A 25,799-nucleotide genomic window follows, 5' to 3' on the forward strand; every position below is an offset into this window, starting at 1 on the left:
AGGACCGAAAAAGTGGGGCCGGCGGCGTCTCCGCCACCGGCCCCACCATTCTTCGATGGATCAGTTGCTGACCCGCACGACCATCAGGTCGGTCGGGTGATTGCCCTGCTTCACGATCTCGATGCGGGTGCCGGTACCGGCCACCTTCACCGAGTTCTGCTCGTTCTGCGGCGACCAGTAGCGGTCCACCACGCTGTCGTCGAAGACCCGGTTGGCCTTCAGCTTCGGCAGGGTGACCGGCACCCCGTTGAGGCGGAAGGTCTGCGCGGGCTTCTGCTTGGTGCTGAACGTGGCGTCGAAGCCGCTGCGCCGGTTGGTGAGGGTGCCCTGGCCGTTGACCGTGATCGGACCGGGCCGGACGTCGACCGGCAGGTTGAGGCCGTAGCCCGGGTGCGCCGAGGTGTTGTTGTCGCCGTACGCGTAGTTCACGTACCAGACCAGCATGCCGGGCTGGTTGGCGTACCGGTCCACGAAGTCCGGCCGGGTGTTGGCGTAGCCGAAGTTGTACCCGCCGGTCCGCAGCGCGTCGTCGTACCCGAGGTAGGTCCGGTTCTCGGCGATGTAGAAGCGGGGGTAGACGTCGGTGACCGAGCCGGACATCCGGGTGAAGCCCTTCGCGCTCCACTCGGCGGCCTGGGTCTCCGCGTCGTCGGTCCACGCGGCGGTGCCGTTCCTGGTCAGCGAGATGTTGTCCAGGAACGCGCCGGCGAAGTGCACGCCGCCGTCGGTCGCGTAGCGGTAGCGGAACTGCACGGTCTGCCCGGCGTACGCGGACAGGTCGTAGGTCAGGTCCACCCAGTTGCCGCTGCTGGAGCCGTCGATCCCGGTCTCACCGGCGTCGACCAGCGAGTTGGTGAGCGAGGTCCAGCTGGTGCCACCGTTGGTGGACACCTCGGCGTAGAGGTAGTCGAAGTCCTCTTCGATGTCGTACTGGGCCTTCGCGGTGATCGACGCGGTGGTCGCCCCGGTCAGGTCCAGCGTGCGGGTCAGCGAGTTCTTCAGGTCGTCCGCGCTGCCGCCCCACCATTCGTACGAGCCCGCGAACGGGGTGTTGTACTCGGTGGTCTGGGTCTGCGACGGCAGGTTGACCACGACCGCCTGGGCCTTCGGCCCGTCGTTGTCACCGGCCGGGCCGAGCGTCACCTGGGTGGTGCCGCTGTCCTCCTCGACCACGCTGTGGTTCAGCCAGCCGAGGAAGAGCTTCGACCACGGGTCCATGTAGCCCGGGGTCGACCCGATGTCGTCGGTGCCGTGGCTCAGCCACGAACCCGAGGCCATCAGGCTCCAGAAGCCGACGCCGTTGTCGCCGCCGTCGGTGTCGTAGAGGTCAGGCAGGCCGAGGTCGTGACCGTACTCGTGGGCGAACACGCCCAGGCCGCCGTTCTCGGGCTCGGTGGTGTAGTCCCGGATCCAGAGACCGGTGTCACCGATCTGCACACCACCGGAGAGGTTGCCGGCCGGGCCGGCGACGCCCTCCAGGTTGGTGAAGGCGCCCCAGCGGTGCGACCAGATGGCGTCCTCGCCCTGGGCGCCGCCGCCGGCCTCCTCGCCCTCGCCCGCGTGCACCGCCTGGAAGTGGTCGATGTAGCCGTCGGCCTCGTTGAAGTTGCCGTCCCCGTCGAAGTCGTACCGGTCCCAGACGTCGAACTGGGCCAGGTACTCCTTGATCTGGGCGGCGGTCTTGCCGGCGGCGACCTGGGAGTCATACCAGGACGTGGCGCTGTCCTTGATGAAGTTCCAGGAGCCGTCGGCCTCGGAGATGGCGTTGCTGCCGTACCGGGCCTCGTTGTACGGGACGGTGACCCAGTCGGTCACGTCACCACCGACGGTGTACCGGCCACCGGACTGCGTGAGGTAGAAGTCGCGGAACGACTCGCCCTCGCCGTAGAACATGTCCAGGTAGTGCTCGCGGTGGAAGTCGGGCCGCCACATCGTGCTGTTGTCGTCGGTGGCGTTGCCGTCCCAGTTGCGGTCCGGCTCGGGGATCTGGTTCACCACCGGGCCGGCGGTGCCGCCGGTACGCGGGTCGGTCTTGTCGCCGAAGTTGACCAGCATGGTGAAGATCGGGTCGACCTTCGGAGCCTGCTGGTACTCGACGAACAGGTCGTCCTTGACCTGGATGACGTTCGAGCCGTTGCGCTTCTGCAGCTTGGCCTTGCCGGTGAGCAGGTCGGCGATGGCCTGCTTGCGGAGCTCCCGGTGCTGGTCCGCCTTCGGGTCAGGCAGGTTGTCGCGACCGTGCTTCGCCTTGTCGGATCCGGGGGTCGGGCCTGCCGCCGGGGCGCCGGAGGCCGGCGTCGCCACGACTCCCGCCGCCAGCAGCGCGGCCGTGGCGGTGGCCAGACCGGCTGTGACTCGTCTCCTCAAAGGTCTCCTCCTTTGTGGATCTGTTACATGACATGCGTTGCCGAAGCCATCACTGTCATGAGATGCGTCACTCACCCTGACAGAGGGCTGAACGAATGTCACGAGTCCTTTGTTCGACGGCGCTCGACCTTCTGGGAGGTTTTAGCGCGATAAATCGGTCCAAGCAGGCCGTAGCCTTAGGCAACTGTTCACGTTACGTTTCGATCACGATCACGGTGAGTAGCGGGAATTATGGAGTCCCCAATGGGGAGCGCCGACGTCGCTGAGATCGTCACATCCGCGGTCCGCACGAGGTCGTGCGAGCCGCACCGCGGGGTCGCCGACCAGACGGCGGACGGCCCGCCCGAAGCGAACGCTTCGGACGGGCCGCCCGTTGACCACCCGTCGCGAGGACGGGTGCGCGGTCAGTTCCTCGCCGGCGTCACGTAGATCGTCGCGGACGAGTTGTCCCGCTTCGTCTTCTTGATCGTGAGCGAGACCCCGAAGTTGACGCCCTGGTCACCGGGGTTGCCGGTGCCCAGCACGATCACGCCACCGCCCAGGGTCACCCCGTAGAACTCCGGCGCGGGCGTGCCGTCCGGGTTGGTGACCCGGGTGGTGTACGGCGCGTTGTTCCGCGACGGCAGCACCACCGAGGCGTCGCTGTCCCGGGCGTACGCCGCGCCGTCCCGCATCTCGATGCCCGGGTACCAGCCCTTGGCGTCCGTGAACGCCTTCACCGGGGGCTGCGAGCGGAACTTGGTGCAGTACGCGCTGTACGGCTCACCCGCCGCCTCCAGGCACTCCGTGAAGGGGTACGTCGAGTTCAGCGAGAACGCCGCGTTCGACGACTGCGGTCGGCTGGGCAGGTTGTCCGTCACCGACGGGTCCTTCACCGCGGCCTGGCCGGTCCGCCGGTACGGGTCGAAGTGCGAGTCGACGATGAGCAACCCGCCCTTCGCGCCGTAGCTCGGCAGCGCGGTGAGCTGCCCGGTGACGTGGTTGACGTCGCCGAGCGCGGTGTCCCGGTACCAGACCAGCATGCCCGGGGCGTTGTACGCGATCCGGTCGACCTTCCACGCGTCGCGCGAGTAGATCGTGTCGTAGGCGTACTTCAGGCCCTTGTCGAAGCCGTCGAAGTTGCGCCACTCGGCCAGGTAGTAGTGCGCCTGCGTCATGGTGCCGCTGTCGATGTTCCAGCCGCCACCGGTGGTGTCGACCCAGGTGCCGCCGGTGGCCGTCCAGCCGTTGGCGCCGCCCTCGACGTCGTCGGTCCAGGTGGTGGCCCCGCCGCCGGTGACCGAGAAGTCGTCGGCGAACCAGCCCCGCTCGACGAACGCCTCGTCGGTGGCCTGGCGCAGCCGCAGCTGGATCGTCGTCCCGGCGTACGCCGACAGGTCGACGTAGTCGTGCCGCCAGCCGTCGGTGCTACCGGTCAGGCCGTACTTCTTGCCGCCGAAGTCGTTCATCCGGCCGTTCGGGTCCGGGTAGTTGTCCGGCGTGGTGACCACGTTGCCGGCCTCGTCGTAGACCTTCTGCTCGGCCCAGGTGGTGCCACCGTCGGTCGACACCTCGACGAAGCCGTAGTCCCAGTCGGCCTCGATGACGTAGTTGTTCCACATCCAGAACTTGGCGTCCGCCGCCGCGGGCACCGCCACCGAGCGGCTCAGCTTGACGTCGGCCCAGTCCTGGTCGTTGCCGCTGTGCCACATGTTCGCGCCACTGTGCGGCGTGGCCAGCGTGATCACCTTGTCCGGCAGGTCGACCTTGATGCCGTCCTCGGTGCGGACCGGGGTGCGTGAGGTCTGCCCGAGCTCCACCGTCCGGGCCTGGGAACCGGGGGCCACGGTGAGCGGGTCGGCCCAGCCGAGCACCCACTTGTCCCAGATGCCCATGTGGGTCGGCAGCGCCTGGAAGATCTCACCCGAGTGCGAGCCCGAGGCCATCAGGTCCCAGAAGTCCACGTCGGAGTCGGCGTTGCCGGAGGTGTCGTAGAGGTCCGGCAGACCGAGGTCGTGACCGAACTCGTGGGCGAAGACGCCGACGCCGGCGTCCTCCGGCTGCACGATGTAGTTCGACACCTGGAGGTTGGTGCCCGGGATGGCGAAGCCGCCCGGCACCGAGGAGGAGTGCGCCCAGACCGCGTAGACGCCCTGCGCGCCACCGCCGCTGGACTTGCCCTTGCCGGCGTGCACCAGCACCAGGTGGTCGATCACACCGTCCGGCTCGAAGAAGTTGCCGTCGCCGTCCCGGTCGCCCTGGTCCTCGATGTCGTAGTCGGCCCACGGGAAGTTCGGGTTCGTCGCGGCCAGCGTGGTGATCGCGTCGGTCGCCAGACGGCCGGCACCGGCCGGGTTGTCCGGGTGGCCGTTCATCGACTGCTGACGGCCGGCGACCCAGTTGCCGTTCTCGTCCTGGAAGCAGCGGTTGGCCGCGTACCAGGCCTCCGAGTGCGGCACCGTGATCCACGGACTGGCCTGCCCGTCCACGGTGTACGCGCCCTTGGACATCTCCAGGTACATGTTGTGCATGGTGCGGCCGGACAGGTCGATGCCGCGCTTGCCGTCCGGACCCTTCAGGTCCTTGCGCACCCGCTCGGTGATGCCCGTCTTGGTGTAGAGCATCTTGTCGTAGTGGTTGGGCGAGAAGTTCGGCACCCACATCGAGTTGTTGTCCTCGTACCCCAGGTTGGCGGGGTTCGGGATGTTGTTGTGCTTCGGCCCGTTCTGCACCGTGCCCGGCACGCAGGTGCGGTCCTCGAACACCGTCCTCGGCACCATGACGTCGGTGAAGTCGTCGTTGGCCTGGTCGTTGAACTCCACCAGCAGGGTCAACAGCTTCGCCGTCTGGGTGCTGGGGGCCTGCTTGATCTTCCGCGGGTTCTGCTTGGTCCGGATGGACTTGGCCTCGATCTTGGCCAGCTCCCGGGCGGTCACCGGGTTGCCGCGTGCGTACTTGCGGTCGAACGCCCGCGCCTCGTCGGGCGGCGAGGTGTAGACGCCGTCCTTGCCCTTGACCTCGCGGCCGCCGGTATCCGGCTGCACCTCGGGCTCGGCGTAGTTGATGTAGTGCTCATCGGCCCCGATGACCGCGCGCGGGGCCGCGGTCGTCTGGGCCGCGGCGCTGCCGGTCACGGTCAGTGACGTGGCCGCGAGAGCAACGGCGGGCAGCGCGACGAGTAGGCGCCGGCGTGCCCCGGACTGGGGTTTTTTGTTCATGCCACTCCATTTCTCGGGCATGGCAAAGGAGGACGTCGGCCGACCGATCGAGAGAGTGATGCCCGTCGAACCGGCTCGACGTGCGTGAACCTAAATCAGAACCGACCGGAGCGACAGGGGTCAAAGCTCGCCTATGTCCGTTCAGCTTCTCCCGGCTCCCCCGACCGACCGATATGACAGTCGGCAACGATCTGGGTGGGCAGCCGTAAGACGTGACGGAGGGTGGCGGTCCACCGGACCACCACCCTCCGAGGTGTACGCCTGCCGTCAGTCCTCGTCGGACTTTCCGCCGCTCATGCCCGCCGAGATCAGATCCATCACCGAGGAGTCCTGGAGCGTGGTGACGTCGCCGAGCGACCGGTGCTCCGCCACGTCCCGCAGCAGCCGGCGCATGATCTTGCCCGAACGGGTCTTCGGCAGCTCGGCCACCAGCATGATCTGCCGGGGCTTCGCGATCGGCCCGAGGGTCTTCGCCACGTGGCTGCGCAGGTCCGCGATGAGCTGCTCGCCCGCCTCGCCGGCGATGTCCGTGCTGCCCCGCGGAATGGCGAACGCGACGATCGCCTGACCGGTGGTCGGGTCGGTCGCGCCGACCACCGCCGCCTCGGCCACCGAGGGGTGCGAGACCAGCGCCGACTCCACCTCGGTCGTGGAGATGTTGTGACCGGAGACCAGCATGACGTCGTCCACCCGGCCGAGCAGCCAGATGTGCCCGTCGTCGTCCTTCTTGGCTCCGTCGCCGGCGAAGTAGACCCAGTCGCCGCCCGACCCGCCGGCGCCGGCGCCGAACCGGGACCAGTACGTCTCGATGAACCGGTTGTCGTCACCCCAGATGGTGCGCAGCATCGACGGCCACGGCTCGCGGAGCACCAGGTAACCGCCGCCGCCGTTGGGCACCGACTGGCCCTGGTCGTCCACCACGTCGCCGACGATGCCCGGCAGCGGCGTCATCGCGCTGCCCGGCTTGGCCTCGGTCACGCCCGGCAGCGGGGAGATCATGATCGCGCCGGTCTCGGTCTGCCACCAGGTGTCCACGACGGGCAGCTCACCCCGGCCGATGTGCTGCCGGTACCAGATCCACGCCTCCGGGTTGATCGGCTCGCCGACGCTGCCCAGCAGCCGCAGCGAGGACAGGTCGAAGCCGGCCGGGATGTCCTCGCCCCACTTCATCATGGTGCGGATCAGCGTCGGCGCGGTGTAGAGGATGGTGACCTTGTACTTGTCGACGATCTCCCAGAACCGGCCCTTGTGCGGCGTGTCCGGCGTGCCCTCGTACATCACCTGGGTGGCGCCGTTGGAGAGCGGCCCGTACACGATGTAGGAGTGCCCGGTGACCCAGCCGATGTCGGCCGTGCACCAGTAGACGTCGGTCTCCGGCTTCAGGTCGAACACCGCGTGGGTGGTGTAGGAGGTCTGGGTCAGGTAGCCGCCGGTGGTGTGCAGGATGCCCTTCGGCCGGGCCGTGGTGCCGCTGGTGTAGAGGATGAAGAGCGGGTGCTCGGCGTCGAACGGCTGCGCGGCGTGCTCCGGCGAGGCGGTCTCCACCGTCTCGTGCCACCAGCGGTCCTTGGCGGACCAGGCGACGTCCTCGCCGGTGCGGCGGACCACCAGCACGTGCTCGATCGACGGGCAGTTCGCCACCGCCTCGTCCACGGTCGGCTTCAGCGCCGACGGCTTGCCCCGCCGGTAGCCGCCGTCCGCGGTGATCACCAGCTTGGCGCTGGCGTCCTGGATCCGGTTGGTCAGCGCGTCCGCCGAGAAGCCACCGAAGACCACGCTGTGCGTGGCGCCGATCCGGGCGCAGGCCAGCATCGCGACCGCGGCCTCCGGAATCATCGGCATGTAGATGGCCACCCGGTCGCCCGCGGTGACGCCCAGCTCGGTCAGCGCGTTGGCCGCCTGGCAGGTCAGCGTGTGCAGGTCGGCGTACGTCAGGGTGCGGGTGTCACCCGGTTCGCCCTCCCAGTGGATCGCCACCCGGTCGCCCCGGCCGGCCTCGACGTGCCGGTCCAGGCAGTTGTACGCCACGTTCAGCTCACCGCCGACGAACCACTTCGCGAACGGCGGGTTCGACCAGTCCAGCACCTGGTCCCACTGCTTCGACCAGGCCAGCCGGTCGGCCTGCCGCTCCCAGAAGGCCAGCCGGTCGGCCGCTGCCTCGTCGTAGGCGTCGGCCTTGACATTGGCCTCGGCGGCGAGTGCGGCTGGCGGGGGGAACTGGCGCGTCTCGTTCAGCAGATTGGCCAATGCCTCGCTCATCCGTGACTCCTCGTCGCTCGGGGTGACCTGCGTCTCGTCTGGGGGAGAGGTTAGTCCGGCCGGTCGGCGTGGGCGACCGCCGCCCGCCCGTACCGCGCCGAGCGGCCCCCGGCGCGCGCCAAGCTGCACGACGGCCCCGGCTGACGTGTCCGGCCGCGCCGTCGGGTCGGATCTGCGTCCGGCCCGGCGGTGGCGGTCGCCGTGTCCGGCGGCGCTGTCGGGGCGGGTCGATGCGTCCTGTCGGCGGGCTGACGCCGGCCCGGTGGCGTCGATCGCCTTCCGGGTGGCTCTCGCCCGGCCCGGCGGGCCGGGTCGCTAGCGTGACGGGGTGACCACCGACCCGCTCGCCCCGCTGCTCGCGCTCGCCGACATCGCCCCCGCCGTCGAGCGCGCCCGCGAGCACTTCGACCAGGCGCTGCGGCACCGCGCGCTGCGCCGGCACGGCGGCCAGGTCGCCGCCGAGGTCAGCCTCCGGTCCGCGGTGGCCAGCGCGGCCCTCGAGGGGTACCCGCGCGAGCGCGAGGCGGTGCGCGCCGGCACCGTCACCGACCCCGTCGTCCAGGGCGCGCTACGGGTCGCCGGCGCCCTGCCCGGGTTGACCGACCTCTGGCCGAAGGCGCCCCGACAGGCGCTGGCCCGACTGCACGTGCTCGCCGCACGGGACGTCGTACCCGAGCCGGAGCTGGGGCGGCCGGTGGCCGATCCGGTGGTCGGCGCCCGGCTGGACGGCCTGGCCGGGCTGGCCGCCGGCGGCACGAAGGTCCCGCCGCTGGTGCTCGCCGCCGTGGTGCACGGCGAACTGCTGAACCTGCGCCCCTTCGCCGGGCCGTCCGGGGTGGTCGCCCGGGGCGCCGCCCGGCTGGTGCTGCTCTCCAGCGGCTTCGACCCGCGCGGCCTGCTCGCCGTCGACGTCGGCCACCACGAGCGCGAGCCGGAGTACGTCGGCTCGGCAGGCGCCTTCGCCACCGGCACCCCGGACGGGCTCCGCTCGTGGCTGCGGCACTACATGAGCGCCGTCGAGGTGGGCGCCGACCAGCTCACCCAGATCGGCGACGAGGTCCTGGCCGCCGCCTGACCGGGTCGCACGCCGCCTGGAGACTGGACCGCGCACTTTCCCGGAAGTTGCTGCCTCCCGACGTCGTGAGACAGCAGTTTCCCCGAAGGCGCGGCCTCACCTTGCGTCGTGCGGCCCTCGGGTCCGGAGTGCGGCCCTCGGGTCCGGGTGCGTCAGGCGGTGGTGGAGGTGGCGCGGGTGCGGCGGTGCCGGCCGTACCAGGCGATGCCGATCGCCACCCCGACGCCGACCGCCGCAGCGGCCGCGGCCACCGGGACGGCCGGGCGCTCGCGCAGCCGCCGGCCCAGCGGGATCGGGTGCCGGAACTCGAGCACCGGCCAGGCGTTCTCCGCCGCCAGCTTGCGCAGCTGGCGGTCCGGGTTCACCACGGTCGGGTGGCCCACGCACTCCAGCAGCGGCCGGTCGCTGTACGAGTCGGAATAGGCGTACGAGTCGGCGAGGTCGTAGCCGCGCGCGGCGGCCAGCTCGTTGACGCCTTCGACCTTGCTCGGGCCGGCCGCGTAGAACTCGACCTCGCCGCTGTACCGACCGTCCTGCACCGTCATCCGGGTGGCGATCACGTCGGTCACCCCGAGCAGCTCGCCGATCGGCCGGACCATCTCCTCGCCGGAGGCCGAGACCAGCACGACGTCCCGGCCGGCCGCCTGGTGCTCCTCGATGAGCGCGGCCGCCTCGGCGTACACGTACGGGTTGATCAGCTCGTGCAGCGTCTCCGCGACGATCTGGCGGACCTGCTCCACCTGCCAGCCCTTGCAGAGGGTGGCCAGGTAGTCCCGTGTTCGGGCCATGGTCTGCTCGTCGGTGCCGCCCAGCCGGAACATCAGCTGCGCGTACGCCGACTTGACCACGTCACGCCGTGTGATCAACCCGTCCCGGTAGAACGGCCGACCGAACGCCAATGCGCTCGACTTGGCGATGACGGTCTTGTCCAGATCGAAGAAAGCGGCACCTCGGCCCACGGCGCGAAAGTCTAGCCGGATGGTCTATGGTCGGCGGGTGCCCGGGGTCGGTGATCTCCAGACCGGCGGGCCGACCCGATCATCTCTGCTGACGGTGATCGCGATCACACTCTGCGAAACAAATTCGCAGGGAGTGGAGTGAACACCACTCGACGTAACAGGTCCGCTCAGGCAGACTTGTCCGTACGACGAGCATGCATATGTCGCACAACAGGCAGACCCTCAGCGGTTGCACCCCCCGTGACCGCTGAGTTGGTTCGGCTCGACCCCCCCGGAGCCGAACCTCCCGACGACCCCCGTCTCCCCCCGACGGGGGTCGTCCCTTTCCGGGTTGTGAATTGAGGCCCAGGTCACAGCTCGTCTCCGTCCCCGTCGAGGGCGTCGTCTGAGGGCGTTTCTCCGGTCTGAGGCAGCAGGGAGGCAGCAGAGCCGTCGAAGGCAGCCAGGACGCGCGTGGCGTAGTCGTCCCCGGTGTGGGTGTAACGATGAGCGTCGTGGACGCCTGCTCGTGGCCCATCACCCGCTGCACCCGGTTGACCGGGGACGCCGTCGGTGACCAGCCAGGTCGCGTAGGCGTGGCGCAGGTCGTGGAACCGCATCCCGCCGACGGCCTTGGCCGCCACGCAGGCAACGGCCTCCCGCTCGGTGGGGACGGCTCACCCGGCGTGACGTCTGGCTCGCCCGCGAGGTCCGCTGGCACGTCGGATGTGCCGGCCGCCCTGCCTCACGCGTTTGGGCGGCGTCACGTGGGCTGCCCGCATCTACCGGCAGCCGCGGTGTTGAGCCGGGTGCACCCGGCGTCCGTACTGTCCCTGACCTCTTCGAGATTTCAAGGCGGGAGCGTGCTGACCCGGCATCCGTAAGGTAAGTCGAGAACGGTCCCGGGGTCGGGTTGTCCGAACATACTTTGCGGAGTCGAAGGCGGCGCGGCCGCAGGGCTGGCCTCCGCGTCAGTTGCGCGGCCGCCAACTGCCCGGCGTACGCGACGAGTCGTGTCCCAGTCCATAGCCGGCGTGGATTTCCACAGCGCTCACTCCAAGCGCGTCGAGACCTCGGTTGAGCTCGCGGTCCGCCCTGAACTCGGCCGTCACGTACTGCTCGCCGTCGACCGCGGTCGCCGGAGCCCAGCCGCTGCGACCAAGCGCTGTCATGGCCGTCTGCACCGCCACCCATGGACGGTGCCCAGTGATGCCGACCAGCGCGTACACCCGGGTGAACGACACCGGCCGACTGACCTCGACAGGACCGGCGCTGTCACAGGTCCGCCTGCCGACCCGTTCGGCGAGCGTCGCGGCCACCTCAACGGCGTGGTCGGCGCCGCTGTTCGGCACGTCGACGATGAGGGCCACCCGTGCCGTCTCCTGCTCACGCATCAAGGCCCGCAACCGGGGGGCGAACTCCTCCGCCTTGGCGTCGGGGACACCGCCGCCATCGAAATCCGCAGCGGTGCCTTCGGACGAGTCCGTATCGGTGTCACCGGACGCGTCAGCGTGCGCGTCGACGTCGAGCCAGTGTCCGGTGTCCCGGAAACGAGCAGCCGCTTCGCTCCAGGCGAGGTAGGCCAAGTCGGTGTCGCTGTCGGACGCCGGTGGGGCCGGCTCATTGCCGGACAAGAACCCGCGTACGAAGTACTGGGCCTGCTCGGAGCAGACGCCAATCTCACCCTTGGCCACCCGGGTACGGATGCCACGCTCGGCACAGTAGGCGAGCATGCGCCCGGGGAACGTGTGTGCATTGCCGTCGAGAAGGTAGTGCCGTCCGCATTTCTCGGTGTCGAACCACAGATCGGGGTCGACGTCGGGCGGCAATGGCGGGCGACTGGGGAAGGCCATCCGACGACGGTAGGCCAATTCGTCGACGCCGACGAACACCATTTCGCCCGCTGGCGTCGGCGGGTTGGCAACCGCACTGACGGGAACACCCAAACAGGACCACCACGGCACGCCGCCGACAAGCCCTGCATTCGTCGTTCTCCTGAACGAGGCGAAGCCCGAGACTCTCCCGGAGCCCGCCTCGACCGATCCCGACGTCGAAGTCGCCGTGATCGATGGGACGTCTGGCCGCAACTCTGGTCCGCGATGGCGTAAGGCTCAGCGCGGATTGCGGGCCGCGAGCCACCCGTCCCGGTACGGGGCCAGGAACCCGGTCAGGGCGGCGAGCATCGCGTCCGGAGCCTGCTCGGCGACCCAGTGTGCGCAGTCGGGCAGGACCACGGTTTGCACGTCGTCCGCGACGAGTTCCATCCACTTGCCGACCTGTTCGCCGAAGCTTTCCGCTCCGCCGATCGCCAGGACGGGCATCGTCAGCCGGCGGGTCTTGCGCTGCTCGTTCTGCGCCTGGGTCACCGGGAAAGCGCGGTAGAGCTCGAAGCAGCCGCGCAGCGCCTCCGGGTCGGCCGCGAGGAGGTCGACGTAATACTTGACGGCGTCGGTGGGCAGCATCTTCTTTCCGGCCGCAGCCGAAAACTTCGCGTCTAAGAAGATGTCCTCCCGCCCGCTGACGAGCTTCTCGTTGACCTCTGGAAGTGCGTTGAACGGGATGTGCCACAGGCGTTCGTTGAGCGGCGCGGGAAGGATCAGTGGCGGCGTGGGAGACACGCCCGGAAGAGGGGCTTCCCCGAGGGCCAGGCGGTCGACCCGGTCGGGATGATCAGCGGCCAGGGCGTAGCCGATGAGCAGTCCGGTGTCGCAGCCGACCATGGCGAACCGCTGGTGGCCGAGCGCGTCCATCAACGCCACAAGGTCGTTTGCGAGGGTTGCGGTGTCGTAGCCGTCCCGGGGCTTGTCGGACAGCCCCATACCACGCTGATCGACCGCGATCACCTCGAAGCTCGCGGCCAGCGCCGGCATCATCAGCCGCCATGCGTACCAGGTCTGGGGCCAGCCGTGTACCAGCAGCAGCGGCGGCCCGTCGCCTCCGATGGCCGCGTGCAGACGCAGTGCCCCGGCGTCGACGTACCGGCTGGTGAACGTGTCCGTGAACCCGTCCGGAAGGTTCGGAGCCTGCGAGACGGAGCCGGGGCCCTCCGCGGCGAGCGGGCCGGTGGACGATGCGCTCATATCGGGATCCCCTCTCACCGCAGATCACGGCACTGGAGTGCCGCTTCCGTCACGCCCTGTCTTGGGTGACGCTGCCACAACGCCGACGGCCATGGATGTGGTTGTCGTTGACCTTCCTCTGTTCGGCTGACAGCCGGCGGGTCTGCGACGCAAGAGGACCACTGCTCCGTCACGTAGCAACGTCCTTGGCTCCAACGCCATTCGTCGGCATTGATCACCAACAAATCACTGCGTCCGCCTTTGCAAGGCAGGGGTTAGGGGGTTCAGTCCACGCGCCGCCGTGCCCCGGCCGTGCCCGATGGAGCGTCGACCGCTCACGACGCGTCGCCAGCCGCCAGTCCCGCGTCGAACGCGGCCAGGAAGTCCAGCAACTGACGCCGCGCGGCGTCGTCGTGCGTGCGGTGGTTCAGGAATGTCGACGTGACGCGGTGCGAGAGGTCCTCGACCACCTCGATCAGCTCGGCGAGTTGAAGCCGAGCCTCGACCACCGCGGCCGACCCCACCTGACGGCACCACGCCTCGATAAGGGCGGGATCGGTGGAGATGGCGTCGAGCCCGCAGCACTCGCGGACACACTCGGCCTCGCAAAAGATGATGCACTTGCTCAGGGGCGGTGGTATTTCGACCGACAGGTCCACCATTGCCGCTCCTTCCGCTGAGCCCACCGCAACGGTGACGGGTAGCCGATGCTAGCGCCCGTCACCGGACTGCGGAATGTGGCGGCCAGTGGCCCGGATCGTCCGGCGACCGCGTTGCCGAAAGTCATTGAGTTAGGACAGGGAAGCATCAAGGAGCCAGCGACACGCACCACGACCGCCGATGCAGGACCGCACCGCTTGACGGCGATCCGCGAGAATCCGGTACTCAAGGCCTACGGACTACAGCCGTCGAAGGCCCGGTACGGCGTTCGGGACGAAGCGGCTGGGGAGTCAGGGCGGTGCAGCAAGATGCGGCGCGTCCACTCCAGGCGGCGTTCGGCCTGGGTCGGCTAGTGGAGCCGACTACGGATCGATACGGTCACCAATCCGGTGCTTCTCGGTTCCCGCAAGTCGGACACTGCGTGCCGTTCCACGGGCCGTTGCTGCCGCAGTGCGAGCAAACATAGCTGGGGTGGGAACCGAGCACGCCGATTCGGTCGCCACTCGAAACAAGTGCAACGGAAGGAGTCAGCGGTTTCACAAGCGTCCAGCCGCCGAAGTCGACCTTTATTTGGAGGTCCGGGTGCAGGGCTCCGGCCTCCTGGACTTCGGGCAGGGCGGCGACCACAGGAGCAATCACCTTCGCTGCCGAGCGCGCGAGTCCATTCCTTGCCTGCTTCCTTCAGGCTGGCGAGGTCAAGGCCTTGGTCAGAGAAGATATCTGTAAGGAGATTGAAGGCTTCGTCAACCTTCCGGTCAGCCTTGAACTTTGCCGCCCTCGTGGTGACCCTCTTCGCCCGCTTCTCCGCGCTTTGTACCAAGATGCCGATAATAGGCGTGTTGGGTGAAATCCGTGCACTCTTGATGCTGTTGCAACGTCGGCAACTCGGGAGCAAGTTCGAGGGTGCCCGCACGTCGTAGTCATGCGAAAGGCCGTGCAGCTTGGCGTGCAGGAATCACACCGAGCTCCCTCGACCTAAGTGTTGTGGCGTGAGCTGAAGATACCCATCACCCTCTGCTGCCGTACAGCGCGTCGCGCGGCGCCGCTGCCGGGCTGCCTGCCTCCGTCCAAGCCACGCTCACTGACCTACCGCCAGGGCAGGTGACCGGCAAAGGCAACGAAGCAGCAAGAAGGCAGCAAGAGCCTTGATGTGCGCTAGATCCAAACGCCAACCGACGAGGCCCCGCACCTGTTCGTCGACACCACCTGGCAGCAGCCGACAGCTTGAGACCGCATCCCCCCGACGGGGTCGTCCCTTTCCAGGTCCAGCGTTGAGTCCCAGGTCACAACTCCTCCCACCGGCCGGCCGGCAGCCGTACCGCGTAGTGCACGCCGGCGGGTAGCGTCCGGCGGCATGCTGCGTAGTTGGAAGCTGACGGGCATCGCGCTGGTCTGCGGGGCGGTCGTGGCGGGCACCCTGTTCGCGACCGGCTCGACCCAGACCGGTGCCGTTGAGCTGCTGGTGTTTCTCGGGTTGGCGGCCCTGCTGTCGCCACTGGTCTTTCCGAGGTCCGTCGACGCCGCCCAGGCGCAGGAGCGCAGCGCGGGTGACGGCCGAGTGATCATTTATTGGCGGCCCGGCTGCCAGTACTGCCTACGGCTGCGCGCCCGCCTCGGCCGGGATGCGCGACAGGCGTACTGGGTCAACATCTGGCGTGATCCCGCCGGTGCGGCTGCCGTCCGGGCGGTGACGGGGGGCGACGAGACGGTGCCGACCGTCGTGGTCGGTGGAGAATCCTTCGTCAACCCCGACCCCGGCTGGCTGCGCGACCGGATACGCGCCCTCGGTGACCGGGGCTAGCGTCGCGGATCGGCAAAGTACCTGCTGGGAGGGTGTCCGGAGGTCGGCGGCGCATAGCAGATCGACTGGTCCGGCGGGCGTTGTCCACAGCCGGCTGAGTTGTCCACAGGGGGCGGCAGGAGGGCGGTAGGCGGGGCGGAACGCGAGCAGGGTCTCGGTCAGCACCCGAGCCCGACCGCTGGAGGCCGCGATGCCACCCCGTACCGCCATTCCATCGCCCACCCGACGACCGCTGGTCGTCACCGCCGACGGCGAGCTGCTCGACGACCTGCTCCGGCTCGCCGCTGCCGGCGGAGCCGAGGTGGAGCTGGCACCCGACCCGGCCGCCGCCCGGACCCGCTGGCTGCCCGCGCCGATCGTGCTGGTCGGCGCGGACCAGGCCCAGCCCTGCCTGCGCGCCCGGCTGCCACACCGGCCCCGGCTGGTGCTGGTCGGCCGCTCCGGGGAGCTCGATCCCGGCTGGCAGGTCGCCGAGCTGATCGGCGCCGAACACGTCGCTACGCTGCCGGCGGCCGAGCCCTGGCTGGTCGACCGCCTCGCCGAGCACGGCGCCGACCGGTCGTCCGGCCCGGGAGCGCGCATCGTCGCGGTGTTCGGTGGGCGGGGCGGTGCCGGGGCGAGCGTCCTGGCCGGTGGCCTCGCGGTCACCGCGGCCCGCACCCGGCTGCGTACCCTGCTGGTCGACGCCGACCCACTCGGCGGCGGGCTCGATCTGGTGCTCGGCTGGGAAGAGTTGGAGGGGCTGCGCTGGCCGGCACTCACCGACGCCGACGGCCGGGTCGACGCCCCCGCGCTGGTGCGGGCCCTGCCGAACCGGGGCGACCTGGTGGTGCTCTCCTGGGACCGGGGCGACCTGCTCGCCCTGCCGGCCCCGGCAATGGCCGCCACCGTCGACGCGGCGCGGCGCGGGCGGGATTTCGTGGTGGTCGACCTGCCCCGGCAGCTCGACGACGCCGCGGTCATCGCGCTGCAGGCCGCCGACCAGGCGTTCGTCATCGTCCCCGCCGAGCTGCGCGCCACCGCGGCTGCTGCCCGGGTGGTGGCCGCCGCTTCGCCACACTGCGCCGACCTGTCCGTCATCGTCCGCGGGCCGGCTCCCGGTCGGCTCAAGGCGACCGAGGTGGCCCGGGCGCTCGGGCTCCCGCTGGCCGGCGCGCTCCGGCCGGAGCCCGGCATCACCCGCGGGCTGGAACGCGGCGAGGCGCCGGCCGCATCCGGTCGTGGCCCACTGGCCGTCCTCTGCCAGCGGATCGTCGCGGAGTTGACCGGCGTGCCCGCTGCGGGTGCGGCGTGACGGGGCGGCAGGACGGCGACGGGCTCTCCGCCCGGGTGCGGCAGCGGATGGCCGCCGCCGCGACTCCGGTCACCCCGGCGGCGATCGTCTCCGCGGTACGGGCCGAGCCCGCTGCGGCCGTCCTCGGCGACACGGCGGTGCTGCGGATGGCCGACCGGGTACGCGACGAACTCGTCGGCGCCGGTCCGCTCGCCCCGCTGCTGGCCGACCCGGAGGTGACCGACGTACTGGTCAACGGCACGCGGGTGTGGGTCGACCGGGGGCAGGGGCTGCACCAGGTGGCGGTGCCGGTGGGCTCGGTCGACGACGTACGCCGGCTGGCCCAGCGGTTGACCGCGAGCGCGGGGCGGCGGTTGGACGACGGCTCGCCGTACGCCGACGCCCGGCTCGCCGACGGCACCCGGCTGCACGCCGTCCTGCCGCCGGTGGCGACCGACGGGCCCTACCTGTCACTGCGGACCTTCCGGCAACGGCCGTTCACCCTCGACGAGCTGGTGCAGCACGGCACGGTGCCCCGACCGGTGGCGCCGCTGCTCTCCGCGGTGGTGGCGGCGCGGCTCGCCTATCTGGTGACCGGCGGGACGGGATCGGGCAAGACCACGCTGCTCAACACGCTCCTTGGGCTGGTGCCGGCGACCGAGCGGATCGTGCTGGTGGAGGACGCGGCCGAGTTGCAGCCGAAGCACCCGCACGTGGTGGGGTTGCAGGCGCGTACCGCCAATGTGGAGGGCTCGGGCGTGGTGAGCCTGGCCGACCTGGTCCGCCAGGCGCTGCGGATGCGACCGGACCGGCTCGTGGTCGGTGAGTGCCGGGGCGGCGAGGTGGTCGACCTGCTCGCTGCCCTGAACACCGGACACGACGGTGGAGCCGGGACGCTGCACGCCAACGCTCCGTCCGACGTGCCCGCCCGGCTGGAGGCGCTCGGCATGCTCGGCGGACTGCCCCGCGCCGCGCTGCACGCACAGGTGGCCGCCGCACTCCAGGTGCTGCTGCAGGTGCGCCGGGGTGATCGGGGCCGGGTGCTGGAGGCCGTCTGTGTGCTGCTGCCTGAGGGGCCGGAGCGACTGGTCACCGCGGTGCCCGCCTGGGTGCGCGGACGCGGCCTCGGTCTCGCCGGGCGGGCGCTCGCCGCGCTGCTGCGGGATAGGGGCGTAGCGGTGCCGCCGATCCTCTGCGAGCCCTGGCCCGGATCGGCCGGTCCGGCATGAGCCCGGGGCTGTGGCTGGCGGCCGCGTTCCTGCTGGTCGCGGCCGTCCTGGTGGGCTGGCCACTGCACAGCGCGCGGGCCCGCCGCCGCGCGTTGGTCGCGACGATACGACCGACCGGGCGCACCGAGCCTTCGCGGACGTGGCGGACGGTGAGCGGTGACGGTGGCGGCCGGCCGAGCAGGTCGGGTCGGCGCGCCGACCCGGCTGCGGAGGATCCCCTCGTCGGCTGGGTCGCGGAGCTGGGCCGAGCCCTCGACGTTTCCGGCCCGCTGGTTGATCGTGATGGTTCCGCGCACCGCACGGAGGCGGCGACGACCGGTCCTGGCGGCGACCCCGCCCGGGCTGGCGGAAACCGCCGCACGCCCGCGATCGAGCGGGACGTCGACACCCGAGTGCCGTGGCCGTCTGGCGGATCCCCCCGGCGGTCGCGCCCGCCGGGCCCGTCGCGTCCGCCGGGACGACGGGACGGCCGTGGGCCGGCCGGGCTCGGCGGGACGCCGGCCGCGAGCGTCTCGGTACAGCACCGGCCGACCGTCGCCACCCCGGCGGCGCGGCCGGACCGTCCCGGATGGTCGGTGCTGTTGACCGGATCGCCGAGGCGCACGTTGTTCCTGGCCGGTCTGACCGGGGCCGGGGTCGGTGGCTTGCTGGCCGGCCCGGTCGCCGCGGCGGCACTCGCCGGCTACGGACTGCTCGGCGTCCGGGCGGCCGTTCGTTGGCAGGTGACCCGTTCGGTGGAGCGGGCGCGGCGCCGCCGGCTGGACCAGCTCGCCGGTCTCGCCGCGGACCTGCGGGCCGGGCTGCCCGTGTCGGCGCTCATCCGAGCCGCGACGGCCCCGACTGTCGAAGGTGCGGACCGGCCGGTCGCCGATGGCGCGACAGCGGGGCGTCCGGAGCCCGGGAACCGGCTCGACCGGCTCGCGTCGGCGGCGGTGCGCCTCGCCGACCGCACCGGTGCGCCGTTGGCGGAGTTGCTGGAGCGGATCGAGGCGGACGCTCGGTCGACCGACCGGGGACTGGCCGCCGCAGCGGCGCAGGCGGCGGGCGCGCGGGCCACCGCGTGGCTGCTGGCGGCCCTACCACTCGGTGGCATCGGGCTCGGCTACGGCATCGGAGTGGATCCGGTGCGGGTACTCCTGCACACCCCGATCGGCGCGGCCTGCACGGTGCTCGCCGTCGCGCTCCAGGCGGCCGGGTTGTTCTGGGCGGAACGGCTCGCTGGCACTCCCGGCGGGGCCGACTGATGGTCCGCCCGGCGGTCGCCGCCGGCTGCCTGGTCGCGGCGGCCCTGCTGCTCACCGTCACCGGCCGTCGACCGCTGCACCGGCTGCGCGCCCCCGACGGCGGGGCGCGGGCGCGGGACGGCGGGCCTCCGTGGAGCGGTGGGCGGTCTGCGGACGGCGGGCGGCCGGGGGACGGCGGGCGGCAATGGGGCGGCAGTGTCGCGGCGGCCGGCGGGCCGGGGGCGCAGAACGGTGCGCCTCCCGCCCGGCAGGGTCGGCGGCCGGACGTGATCCGGCTCGCGGCCGCGCTGAGCGGCCTGGCGGTGGCGGTGGTCGTCGGCGGCTGGCCGGGTCTGCTCGCCGCGCTACCCGCCGCGCTGATGCTCGACCGGTTGCTCCGGCGGATCGAGTCACCCGCCGTCCGCAACCGGCGCCTGCGCGAGGGCGCCGACCTGCCACTCGCCGCCGACCTGCTGGCGGCGGCTCTGCGGGCGGGCGCGCCGGTGGACCGCTCGGTGCTCGCCGTGGCCGAGGCGCTGGACGGCCCGCTCGCCGAGCGGCTCGGGCGGGTCGGCCGGACGCTCCTGCTGGGCGGCGGCCCGCAGGAAGCCTGGTCCGCACTTGACGGGGTGCCGGGGGCGGAGCGGCTGGCCGCGGCCGCGTACCGCTCGTCGAACAGTGGTGCCGCGCTGGCCGGTGCGCTCACCCGGCTCGCCGACGACCTGCGGGCCGACCGGGCCACCGCCGCCGAGGCGTCGGCCCGCCGTGCGGGCGTGCTCATCGTCCTGCCGCTGGGGCTCTGCTTTCTGCCGGCCTTCATTCTCGCCGGCCTGGTGCCGGTGATCGTCGCCGTCCTCGGCGACGTGCTCTGAGAACCATCGAGGAAAGGGGTACGGCTCGTGCGCAAACTTCTCGCCCGCCTCCGCGGGGACGCCGGAATGAACACGGCCGAGTACGCCGTCGGCACACTCGCGGCGGTGGCCTTCGCCGGCATCCTGCTGAAGGTGCTGACCTCCGGGAACGTGCAGTCCGCGTTGACCGCCGTCATCGACCGGGCGCTCAAGTGAGCCGGCGCCGGCTGGCCGGTCGCGACCGGGGGTCGTTCACCGCCGAGTTGGCGGCCGGCCTGCCGGCGCTGCTGCTGCTCCTGCTCGCCGGGCTGACCGCGGTCAACGCGGTCGACGCCCGGGCGGGCTGCCTGCACGCGGCCCGGGAGGCGGCGCTCGCCGCCTCCCGGGGCGAGGACGGAGCGTCGGCGGGGGTCCACGCGGCCCCACCCGGGGCGGAGGTCGCGGTGGCGGTCGACGGCGAGCGGGTGCGGGCGACCGTACGGGCACCGGTCCGGGCGCTGGGTGCGCGGCTGCCCCGGATCACCGTGTCGGCCACCGCCGTCGCCGCCGTCGAGCCCGGCACACCCGGAGTGCTCCCGTGAGCCCGCCCCGGTGCTGGCCGGCGTTGCCGTCGGGCGGCGGGGACGCGCAGCGAGGTGGAGCCAGCGTCTGTCTACTCGCGATCGGGTTGGTGTTCGTGCTGGCCGGAGCATTCGGGGCGGCCGTCGGCGCGGCCCGGACGGCCGTCCAGCGGGCCGGCGTCGCGGCGGACTTCGGTGCGCTCGCCGGTGCCGGCCGGGCGCTCGACGGCGACGTCGTCGCCTGCGCGCTGGCCGCCGAACTCGTGGGCAGCAACGGCGGTCGGCTGGTCGCCTGCCAGCTCGACGGGCTCGACGTGCTGGTCACAGCGGAGGTCACGGTCACAGCACTGCCTGGCCTGACCCGGGTCGCGACGGCCACTGCCCGAGCTGGCCCACTACGCGGTTGACGCGCGGATGGGGGGCGGTCGTCACCGCGACTTCCGGCGACCGGATTCGCCGGACTGGTCACGACCGGGGTCCGACCGGGTGGCCCGGGACGTGGACGGCCTGGTCGGCGCCCCGGGCCGGCGGGTCAGCGGGCCTGCAGGGCGTCGAGGGCGACGGCCATCGCGATGACCAGCCGCCGGTCGATCTGCGGGTGCTGGATCTCGACCACGTACCGGTCGCGCAGGCCCCACTTCTTCACCACGGTGAAGACCGGCTGGCCGCCGGCGGTGAAGTCGAAGTGGTAGGGCAACCAGGAGAGCGAGTCCACGAAGCGGCGCAGCAGCGCCACCGGCATGCTGCGCTCCTGGCCGGTGACCTGCGGGAGCCCGTTCTGCTCCACGTGCCAGGTGGAGCGGAGCAGGGACTGGGCGAAGTCCTTGCGGAACAGGCCGATCGGGTTGCCGGCGGCGTCCGTGACGTCGTACGTGGCGCCGAGGTCGAGGCGCTGGCGGGCCTTGAAGCCGAGCAGCGGCTGCTGCTTGGAGTCGTCGGTGTAGATGGTCACCTGCTCCTTGAAGGCGAGCCGCTTCTGCTGGGCGAAGGCCAGCATCTCGCCCTCGGAGCCGTCCGGCGCCACCGCGTGGACCTGGTACTGGTTGACCATCATCCGCAGCCGCTGGCGGATGTGGAACTGCTGCTGAGCCTGCAAGTTGTCGAGCTGCATCTGTTCTCCTCCGGGGATGGGTGCGGGCCGGAGTCTCGCACAGCGCGGTGCTCGCCGCCGCCCGCGCGCGCCGTGACGTCTCCGGACGCACCGATCATCCACCCGGCAAGCCCCCGTACCGGCCGTGACCTGCCGACCCGGGCCAGCCAGCCGCCGTCGGCTGCGCGCCGTCGCCGAGCCCAACCCGCAGCGGCGGCTGTCCTCCGTCGGCCGAACCTTGCCACCGAACCCAATCTCGACGGCCGGCTGAGGCGTGGGCGGCCACCAGGGCACCCAACCTCCGGGCGGCTGCGCCGCCGGCGAACCGGATGCCCGGCGGGAGGGCAGGACCCGCCGACCCCCGTGGGCCGGCGACTGGGGTCAGCGGCCGCCGTCGACGGTGACGCGCAGGGCCCAGCCGTTGAGCACCTGGTGGATGCCGCGCAGGCGCTCGTTGATCTGCTCCAGCCGCTCGGCCTGGGCCAGGGCGGCCAGCGCGGAGCCGAGCGCGATCTGCTGGTCGGGGGTGAGGTTCTCCTGGTCGATGCCGTAGAGCAGATCGACGGTCTCGGCGATGGTGTCGGCCACGACTACCTCCTCAGGGGGACGGGGCGGCGGTCACGAGAGGTGCGCGCACGTCGATGGAAGCGCTCCCATGTCATGCGCCCGGCCGGGCTCGAACTCATGCATCGAAGGAGAGGTGTCAGGCCGGCAGGTTGGCCAGCACCACGTCCAGCACCCGGATCGCGTCCGGCTTCGAGAGCGGGTTGTTGCCGTTGCCGCACTTCGGCGACTGCACGCAGGAGGGGCAGCCGGTCTCGCAGCCGCACTCGGCGATCGCGTCCCGGGTGGCCCGCAGCCAGCCCGCTGCGGTGCCGTACGCCCGCTCGGCGAAGCCGGCCCCGCCCGGGTGTCCGTCGTAGACGAAGACCGTCGGCGCCTCGGTGTCCGGGTGCAGGGCGGTGGAGAGCCCACCGATGTCCCACCGGTCGCAGGTGGCCATCAGCGGCAGCAGCCCGATCGCCGCGTGTTCGGCCGCGTGCAGCGCGCCGGGCACGTCCGCCGCCTCGACGCCGGCCCGGGCCAGCGACTCCGGCGACAGGGTGAACCAGACCGCGACCGTGCGCAGCTCCCGGGTCGGCAGGTCCAGCGGCCGGGTGTCGATCACCTCGCCGGTGGCGATCCGCCGCCGCTGGTACGAGACCACCTGGCTGGTCACGTCCACCTCGCCGAGGAACATCCCGACCGGCCCGGCGTCCAGGTACGAGCGCACCGACACCACGGAGACGTTGGTGACGTCCCGGGCGTGGGTGGACCAGTCCGGCTCCTCGGCGTGCACCAGCGCGCACCCGTCGGCCAGGTCCAGCTCGTCCACCACGTACGAGACGCCCTGGTGCAGGTAGACCGCGCCGGGATGGAGCATGAAGTGCGACGAGCCGCCGTCCACCGTGCCGAGCAGTCGGCCGGTGGCCGCCTCCACCACCACGACCGGCGCCCCGCCCTCGCCGCGCAGGTCTACCTCGGGTCGCTCCCGGTGCCGCCAGTACCAGCCGGTCGGCCGCTGCCGCAGCGCCCCCGCCGCCACCAGCTCGTCGACCGCCTCCTTCGCCCCGTCGCCGAAGAGCGCCAGGTCGGCCGGGGTGAGCGGCGCCTCGACCGCGGCGCAGGCCAGCTGCGGGGCGAGCACGTACGGGTTGGCCGGGTCGAGCACGGTCGCCTCCACCGGCCGCCCGAAGACCGCCTCCGGGTGGTGCACCAGGTAGGTGTCCAGCGGGTCGTCCCGGGCGACCAGCACGGCGAGCGCCTCCTGCCCGGAGCGCCCCGCCCGGCCGGCCTGCTGCCACAGCGACGCCCGGGTGCCCGGGTAGCCGCAGATCAGCACCGCGTCCAGGCCGACCAGGTCGACCCCGAGCTCCAGCGCGTTGGTCGAGGCCAGCCCGAGCAGATCGCCGTGCAGCAGCGCCCGTTCCAGCTCCCGCCGCTCCTCGCGCAGGTAGCCGGCGCGGTAGGCGGCCACCCGCTCACCCAGCCCGGGCACCGCGTCGTCGAGGGCCCGGCGGGCGTTGGCCGCCACCACCTCGGCGCCCTTACGGGAGCGGACGAAGGCGAGCGTGCGTACCCCCGCGGCGACCGTGTCGGCGAGCAGGTCGGCGGTCTCCCGCAGCGCCGACCGGCGGACCGGCGCCAGGTCGGCCGTCTCGACGGAGGTGTCGGCCGAGGGCAGCAGTGGCGGCTCCCAGAGCGCGAAGGTCACCCCGCCGCGCGGCGAGGTGTCCTCGGTCACCGCGGCCACCGGCAGGCCGGTGAGCCGGCCGGCCGCCGTCGCCGGGTCGCCCGAGGTCGCGGAGGCCAGCACGAACACCGGCGTGCTCCCGTAGCGGGCGCACTGTCGGCGCAGCCGACGCAGCACGTGCGCGACGTGCGAGCCGAACACCCCGCGGTAGGTGTGGCACTCGTCGATGACCACGTACGTGAGCCGGCGCAGGAAGCCCGTCCACTGGGCGTGCCCGGGCAGGACGCCGTGGTGCAGCATGTCCGGGTTGGTCAGCACGAACCGCGAGTGCCGGCGGATCCACTCGCGCTCGGCGCGCGGCGTGTCGCCGTCGTAGCAGGCCGGGCGTACCCCTTCCAGCTCCAGTTCGGCGACGGCGCGCAGCTGGTCCGCGGCGAGCGCCTTGGTCGGCGCCAGGTAGAGCACGGTGGCCCGGGGGTCGGCGAGCAGCGTGGCCAGTGCCGGCAGCTGGTACGCCAGCGACTTGCCGGAGGCGGTGCCGGTGGCGACCACCACGTGCTGGCCGTCGTACGCCAGGCTGGCCGCCTCGGCCTGGTGCCGCCACGGCGCGACCACGCCGCGCCGGGCGAACGCCGCGCGCAGCTCCGGCGGGGCCCACTGCGGCCACGGCGCCGGCACGCCCGGTCGGGCCGGCACCCGCTCGACGTGGGTGACCGGGTCGGCGACGGCGCGGGCGCGCAGCCGGTCCAGCAGGTCGGCCGGGGCGCGCTCAGGCCCGGGACCGGCGGTTACGGTGGCGGCGGACGACGGCTTCAGGTCGTGGCGCGGCGCCAGGCGCGCCGAGCTGAAGCCGTCGGAAGTCACGTCCTGCACTCTCGCACTGGTGTTCGGAGATGAAAAGTCGGGGCCCGGGGTAAGGGGGAGCCGGCGCCGGTGACCACAGCGTCTGCCAGCGGTAGTGGTTAGATGCCCAGAGAGTTTACGGCTCGCGCGAGGAGGACCGATGGAGCTGTCGCTGGCGACCCGCACCGTGGGCGAGCACACGGTGCTCGAGGTCGGCGGTGAGGTGGACGTCTACACCGCCCCCCGGCTGCGCGAACGGCTCCTCGAACTGATCGACGGTGGCGCGCGGCACGTCGTGGTCGATCTCGGCCGGGTCGACTTCCTCGACTCCACCGGGCTGGGCGTGCTGGTCGGCGCGCTGAAGCGGCTGCGCTCGGCGGGCGGCTCGTTCGCCCTGGTCTGCGACAAGGAGCCGCTGCTCAAGATCTTCCGGATCACGGCGCTCGACCAGGTCTTCCCGTTGCACCCCACGGTCGACGCGGCGGTCGACGCCGACGCGACCGGCGCCGGCGCGTGATGGCCACGGTCCGGCTCTCCTTCTCCCCGGCGCCGGTGCACGTGCGTACCGCCCGGCTGGTCGGCGTCGCCGTTGCCAGGCGGGCCGGGGTGCGCGAGGACCTGCTCGACGAGGTCCGCCTCGCGATCGGCGAGGCGTGCACCCGCGCGGTCGCGCTGCACCGCCAGTACGGCCTGGCCGACCCGGTGCTGGTGGAGATGTCCGACGCCGGGCAGTACGCCGTCCGGGTGGTCGACCGCGCGCCGATCGAGGCGGGCATCGGCCTCGCCGCGCTGCCGCCGGACGAGTTGGCCAACGAGTCGCTCACCGACGAGGCGCTCACCACCGGCGTGGGCTTCGCGCTGCTCGCCGGCTTCGTCGAGGACCTCCAGGTCCGCCCGGTCGACGAGGGCATCGGCACCGAGGTGCGGATGGTCTGGCCGGTAGGCCGCTGACCCTCCCCGGCGCACCACCGCGTCACCGCTGACCCGTCACACCGCACAGGCCGCGTTCCCACCGGGAGCGCGGCCTGCATCGTATGGACCCGTTCCTATATCAGATTTCGGTTCATAACACAGCGACGAAGATCATCGGTGGGGGGTGCACCCTCGGTGTGACCTCGGACACTGCGGAGGGCTACAGTAC

General features: G+C 71.8%; 20 protein-coding genes and 1 pseudogene. 11 read left to right on the forward strand and 10 right to left on the reverse strand.

Annotated elements, in window-relative coordinates; genetic code table 11:
- Positions 1 to 60: 60 nt before the first annotated feature.
- The 3 genes from AB0C04_RS02925 to acs all read right to left on the reverse strand — a co-directional run bounded on the left by AB0C04_RS02925 (position 61) and on the right by acs (position 7,823).
- Positions 61 to 2,367 carry an immune inhibitor A domain-containing protein gene (locus AB0C04_RS02925; protein WP_357047313.1) on the reverse strand — a complete coding sequence of 769 codons (2,307 nt, stop codon included), beginning with the start codon at positions 2,365 to 2,367 and terminating at the stop codon, positions 61 to 63.
- A gap of 404 nt (positions 2,368 to 2,771) precedes the next feature.
- Entirely contained in the window at positions 2,772 to 5,564 is a 2,793-nt protein-coding gene (locus AB0C04_RS02930; RefSeq protein WP_357047316.1) for an immune inhibitor A domain-containing protein, read from the reverse strand.
- A 267-nt stretch (positions 5,565 to 5,831) separates the two neighbouring features.
- The gene (gene acs, locus AB0C04_RS02935) at positions 5,832 to 7,823 is read right to left on the reverse strand and encodes an acetate--CoA ligase (protein WP_357047319.1); all 1,992 of its coding nucleotides are present in this window, start codon (positions 7,821 to 7,823) and stop codon (positions 5,832 to 5,834) included.
- Between the two features lie 328 nt (positions 7,824 to 8,151).
- Here acs and AB0C04_RS02940 point away from each other — a divergent pair, with 328 nt between their 5' ends.
- The gene (locus tag AB0C04_RS02940) at positions 8,152 to 8,898 is read left to right on the forward strand and encodes an oxidoreductase (RefSeq protein WP_357047322.1); all 747 of its coding nucleotides are present in this window, start codon (positions 8,152 to 8,154) and stop codon (positions 8,896 to 8,898) included.
- A 152-nt stretch (positions 8,899 to 9,050) separates the two neighbouring features.
- Here AB0C04_RS02940 and AB0C04_RS02945 read toward each other — a convergent pair whose 3' ends face one another.
- From AB0C04_RS02945 to AB0C04_RS02960, 4 genes are all read right to left on the reverse strand, one after another.
- Positions 9,051 to 9,857: an HAD-IB family hydrolase gene (locus AB0C04_RS02945; RefSeq protein WP_357047325.1), complete on the reverse strand. Its 807-nt coding sequence runs from the start codon at positions 9,855 to 9,857 to the stop codon at positions 9,051 to 9,053.
- Between the two features lie 950 nt (positions 9,858 to 10,807).
- The gene (locus AB0C04_RS02950) at positions 10,808 to 11,689 is read right to left on the reverse strand and encodes a hypothetical protein (protein ID WP_357049075.1); all 882 of its coding nucleotides are present in this window, start codon (positions 11,687 to 11,689) and stop codon (positions 10,808 to 10,810) included.
- 258 nt (positions 11,690 to 11,947) lie between these two features.
- The gene (locus AB0C04_RS02955) at positions 11,948 to 12,916 is read right to left on the reverse strand and encodes an alpha/beta hydrolase (protein ID WP_357047328.1); all 969 of its coding nucleotides are present in this window, start codon (positions 12,914 to 12,916) and stop codon (positions 11,948 to 11,950) included.
- Between the two features lie 314 nt (positions 12,917 to 13,230).
- On the reverse strand, positions 13,231 to 13,557 hold the full coding sequence (locus AB0C04_RS02960) for a DUF6331 family protein (protein WP_357047331.1): 327 nt from the start codon (positions 13,555 to 13,557) through the stop codon (positions 13,231 to 13,233).
- Between the two features lie 1,352 nt (positions 13,558 to 14,909).
- Here AB0C04_RS02960 and AB0C04_RS02965 point away from each other — a divergent pair.
- From AB0C04_RS02965 to AB0C04_RS03000, 8 genes and pseudogenes are all read left to right on the forward strand, one after another.
- Entirely contained in the window at positions 14,910 to 15,356 is a 447-nt protein-coding gene (locus AB0C04_RS02965; protein ID WP_357047334.1) for a glutaredoxin domain-containing protein, read from the forward strand.
- Positions 15,357 to 15,546: 190 nt separating this feature from the next.
- On the forward strand, positions 15,547 to 16,650 hold the full coding sequence (ssd, locus tag AB0C04_RS02970) for a septum site-determining protein Ssd (RefSeq protein WP_357047338.1): 1,104 nt from the start codon (positions 15,547 to 15,549) through the stop codon (positions 16,648 to 16,650).
- Positions 16,647 to 17,858, forward strand: coding sequence for a TadA family conjugal transfer-associated ATPase (locus AB0C04_RS02975; RefSeq protein ID WP_357047341.1), 1,212 nt, complete (start codon positions 16,647 to 16,649; stop codon positions 17,856 to 17,858). The genes ssd and AB0C04_RS02975 overlap by 4 nt, the downstream gene beginning before the upstream one ends.
- A 590-nt stretch (positions 17,859 to 18,448) precedes the next feature.
- Positions 18,449 to 19,102 (forward strand): annotated as a pseudogene (locus tag AB0C04_RS02980) (hypothetical protein); the annotation flags it as partial.
- A gap of 266 nt (positions 19,103 to 19,368) precedes the next feature.
- Positions 19,369 to 19,953 (forward strand): type II secretion system F family protein, encoded by a 585-nt coding sequence (locus tag AB0C04_RS02985; protein WP_357049078.1) that lies wholly within the window; start codon positions 19,369 to 19,371, stop codon positions 19,951 to 19,953.
- 66 nt (positions 19,954 to 20,019) lie between these two features.
- Positions 20,020 to 20,148 carry a DUF4244 domain-containing protein gene (locus AB0C04_RS02990; RefSeq protein ID WP_208418639.1) on the forward strand — a complete coding sequence of 43 codons (129 nt, stop codon included), beginning with the start codon at positions 20,020 to 20,022 and terminating at the stop codon, positions 20,146 to 20,148.
- Positions 20,145 to 20,513, forward strand: coding sequence for a TadE family type IV pilus minor pilin (locus AB0C04_RS02995; RefSeq protein WP_357047344.1), 369 nt, complete (start codon positions 20,145 to 20,147; stop codon positions 20,511 to 20,513). The genes AB0C04_RS02990 and AB0C04_RS02995 overlap by 4 nt, the downstream gene beginning before the upstream one ends.
- Positions 20,510 to 20,899: an Rv3654c family TadE-like protein gene (locus tag AB0C04_RS03000; protein WP_357047348.1), complete on the forward strand. Its 390-nt coding sequence runs from the start codon at positions 20,510 to 20,512 to the stop codon at positions 20,897 to 20,899. The genes AB0C04_RS02995 and AB0C04_RS03000 overlap by 4 nt, the downstream gene beginning before the upstream one ends.
- A 125-nt stretch (positions 20,900 to 21,024) precedes the next feature.
- Here AB0C04_RS03000 and AB0C04_RS03005 read toward each other — a convergent pair whose 3' ends face one another.
- The 3 genes from AB0C04_RS03005 to AB0C04_RS03015 form a co-directional block, all read right to left on the reverse strand.
- On the reverse strand, positions 21,025 to 21,603 hold the full coding sequence (locus AB0C04_RS03005) for a hypothetical protein (protein WP_350868011.1): 579 nt from the start codon (positions 21,601 to 21,603) through the stop codon (positions 21,025 to 21,027).
- A gap of 360 nt (positions 21,604 to 21,963) precedes the next feature.
- Positions 21,964 to 22,170 carry a hypothetical protein gene (locus AB0C04_RS03010; RefSeq protein ID WP_350868009.1) on the reverse strand — a complete coding sequence of 69 codons (207 nt, stop codon included), beginning with the start codon at positions 22,168 to 22,170 and terminating at the stop codon, positions 21,964 to 21,966.
- 115 nt (positions 22,171 to 22,285) lie between these two features.
- On the reverse strand, positions 22,286 to 24,679 hold the full coding sequence (locus AB0C04_RS03015; RefSeq protein ID WP_357047352.1) for a DEAD/DEAH box helicase: 2,394 nt from the start codon (positions 24,677 to 24,679) through the stop codon (positions 22,286 to 22,288).
- Positions 24,680 to 24,818: 139 nt separating this feature from the next.
- Between AB0C04_RS03015 and AB0C04_RS03020 the strand changes: the two genes are divergently transcribed.
- Both AB0C04_RS03020 and AB0C04_RS03025 read left to right on the forward strand, forming a co-directional pair.
- A complete protein-coding gene (locus AB0C04_RS03020) occupies positions 24,819 to 25,175 on the forward strand; it encodes an STAS domain-containing protein (RefSeq protein ID WP_350868005.1) in 357 nt (118 codons plus the stop codon).
- Positions 25,172 to 25,609, forward strand: coding sequence for an ATP-binding protein (locus tag AB0C04_RS03025; RefSeq protein ID WP_350868003.1), 438 nt, complete (start codon positions 25,172 to 25,174; stop codon positions 25,607 to 25,609). The genes AB0C04_RS03020 and AB0C04_RS03025 overlap by 4 nt, the downstream gene beginning before the upstream one ends.
- The last annotated feature ends 190 nt before the right edge of the window (positions 25,610 to 25,799 follow it).

Origin of the sequence: Micromonospora sp. NPDC048909 (assembly GCF_040649635.1) — a bacterium.
Lineage (GTDB): Bacteria > Actinomycetota > Actinomycetes > Mycobacteriales > Micromonosporaceae > Micromonospora.

Coding starts and splice junctions, on each gene's coding strand:
- AB0C04_RS02930 (WP_357047316.1), bottom strand. CDS start 5,564: ATGAACAAAAAACCCCAGTCCGGGGCACGCCGGCGCCTACTCGTCGCG.
- acs (WP_357047319.1), bottom strand. CDS start 7,823: ATGAGCGAGGCATTGGCCAATCTGCTGAACGAGACGCGCCAGTTCCCC.
- AB0C04_RS02950 (WP_357049075.1), bottom strand. CDS start 11,689: ATGGCCTTCCCCAGTCGCCCGCCATTGCCGCCCGACGTCGACCCCGAT.
- AB0C04_RS02955 (WP_357047328.1), bottom strand. CDS start 12,916: ATGAGCGCATCGTCCACCGGCCCGCTCGCCGCGGAGGGCCCCGGCTCC.
- AB0C04_RS02960 (WP_357047331.1), bottom strand. CDS start 13,557: ATGGTGGACCTGTCGGTCGAAATACCACCGCCCCTGAGCAAGTGCATC.
- AB0C04_RS02965 (WP_357047334.1), top strand. CDS start 14,910: ATGCTGCGTAGTTGGAAGCTGACGGGCATCGCGCTGGTCTGCGGGGCG.
- ssd (WP_357047338.1), top strand. CDS start 15,547: ATGCCACCCCGTACCGCCATTCCATCGCCCACCCGACGACCGCTGGTC.
- AB0C04_RS02990 (WP_208418639.1), top strand. CDS start 20,020: ATGAACACGGCCGAGTACGCCGTCGGCACACTCGCGGCGGTGGCCTTC.
- AB0C04_RS03005 (WP_350868011.1), bottom strand. CDS start 21,603: ATGCAGCTCGACAACTTGCAGGCTCAGCAGCAGTTCCACATCCGCCAG.
- AB0C04_RS03020 (WP_350868005.1), top strand. CDS start 24,819: ATGGAGCTGTCGCTGGCGACCCGCACCGTGGGCGAGCACACGGTGCTC.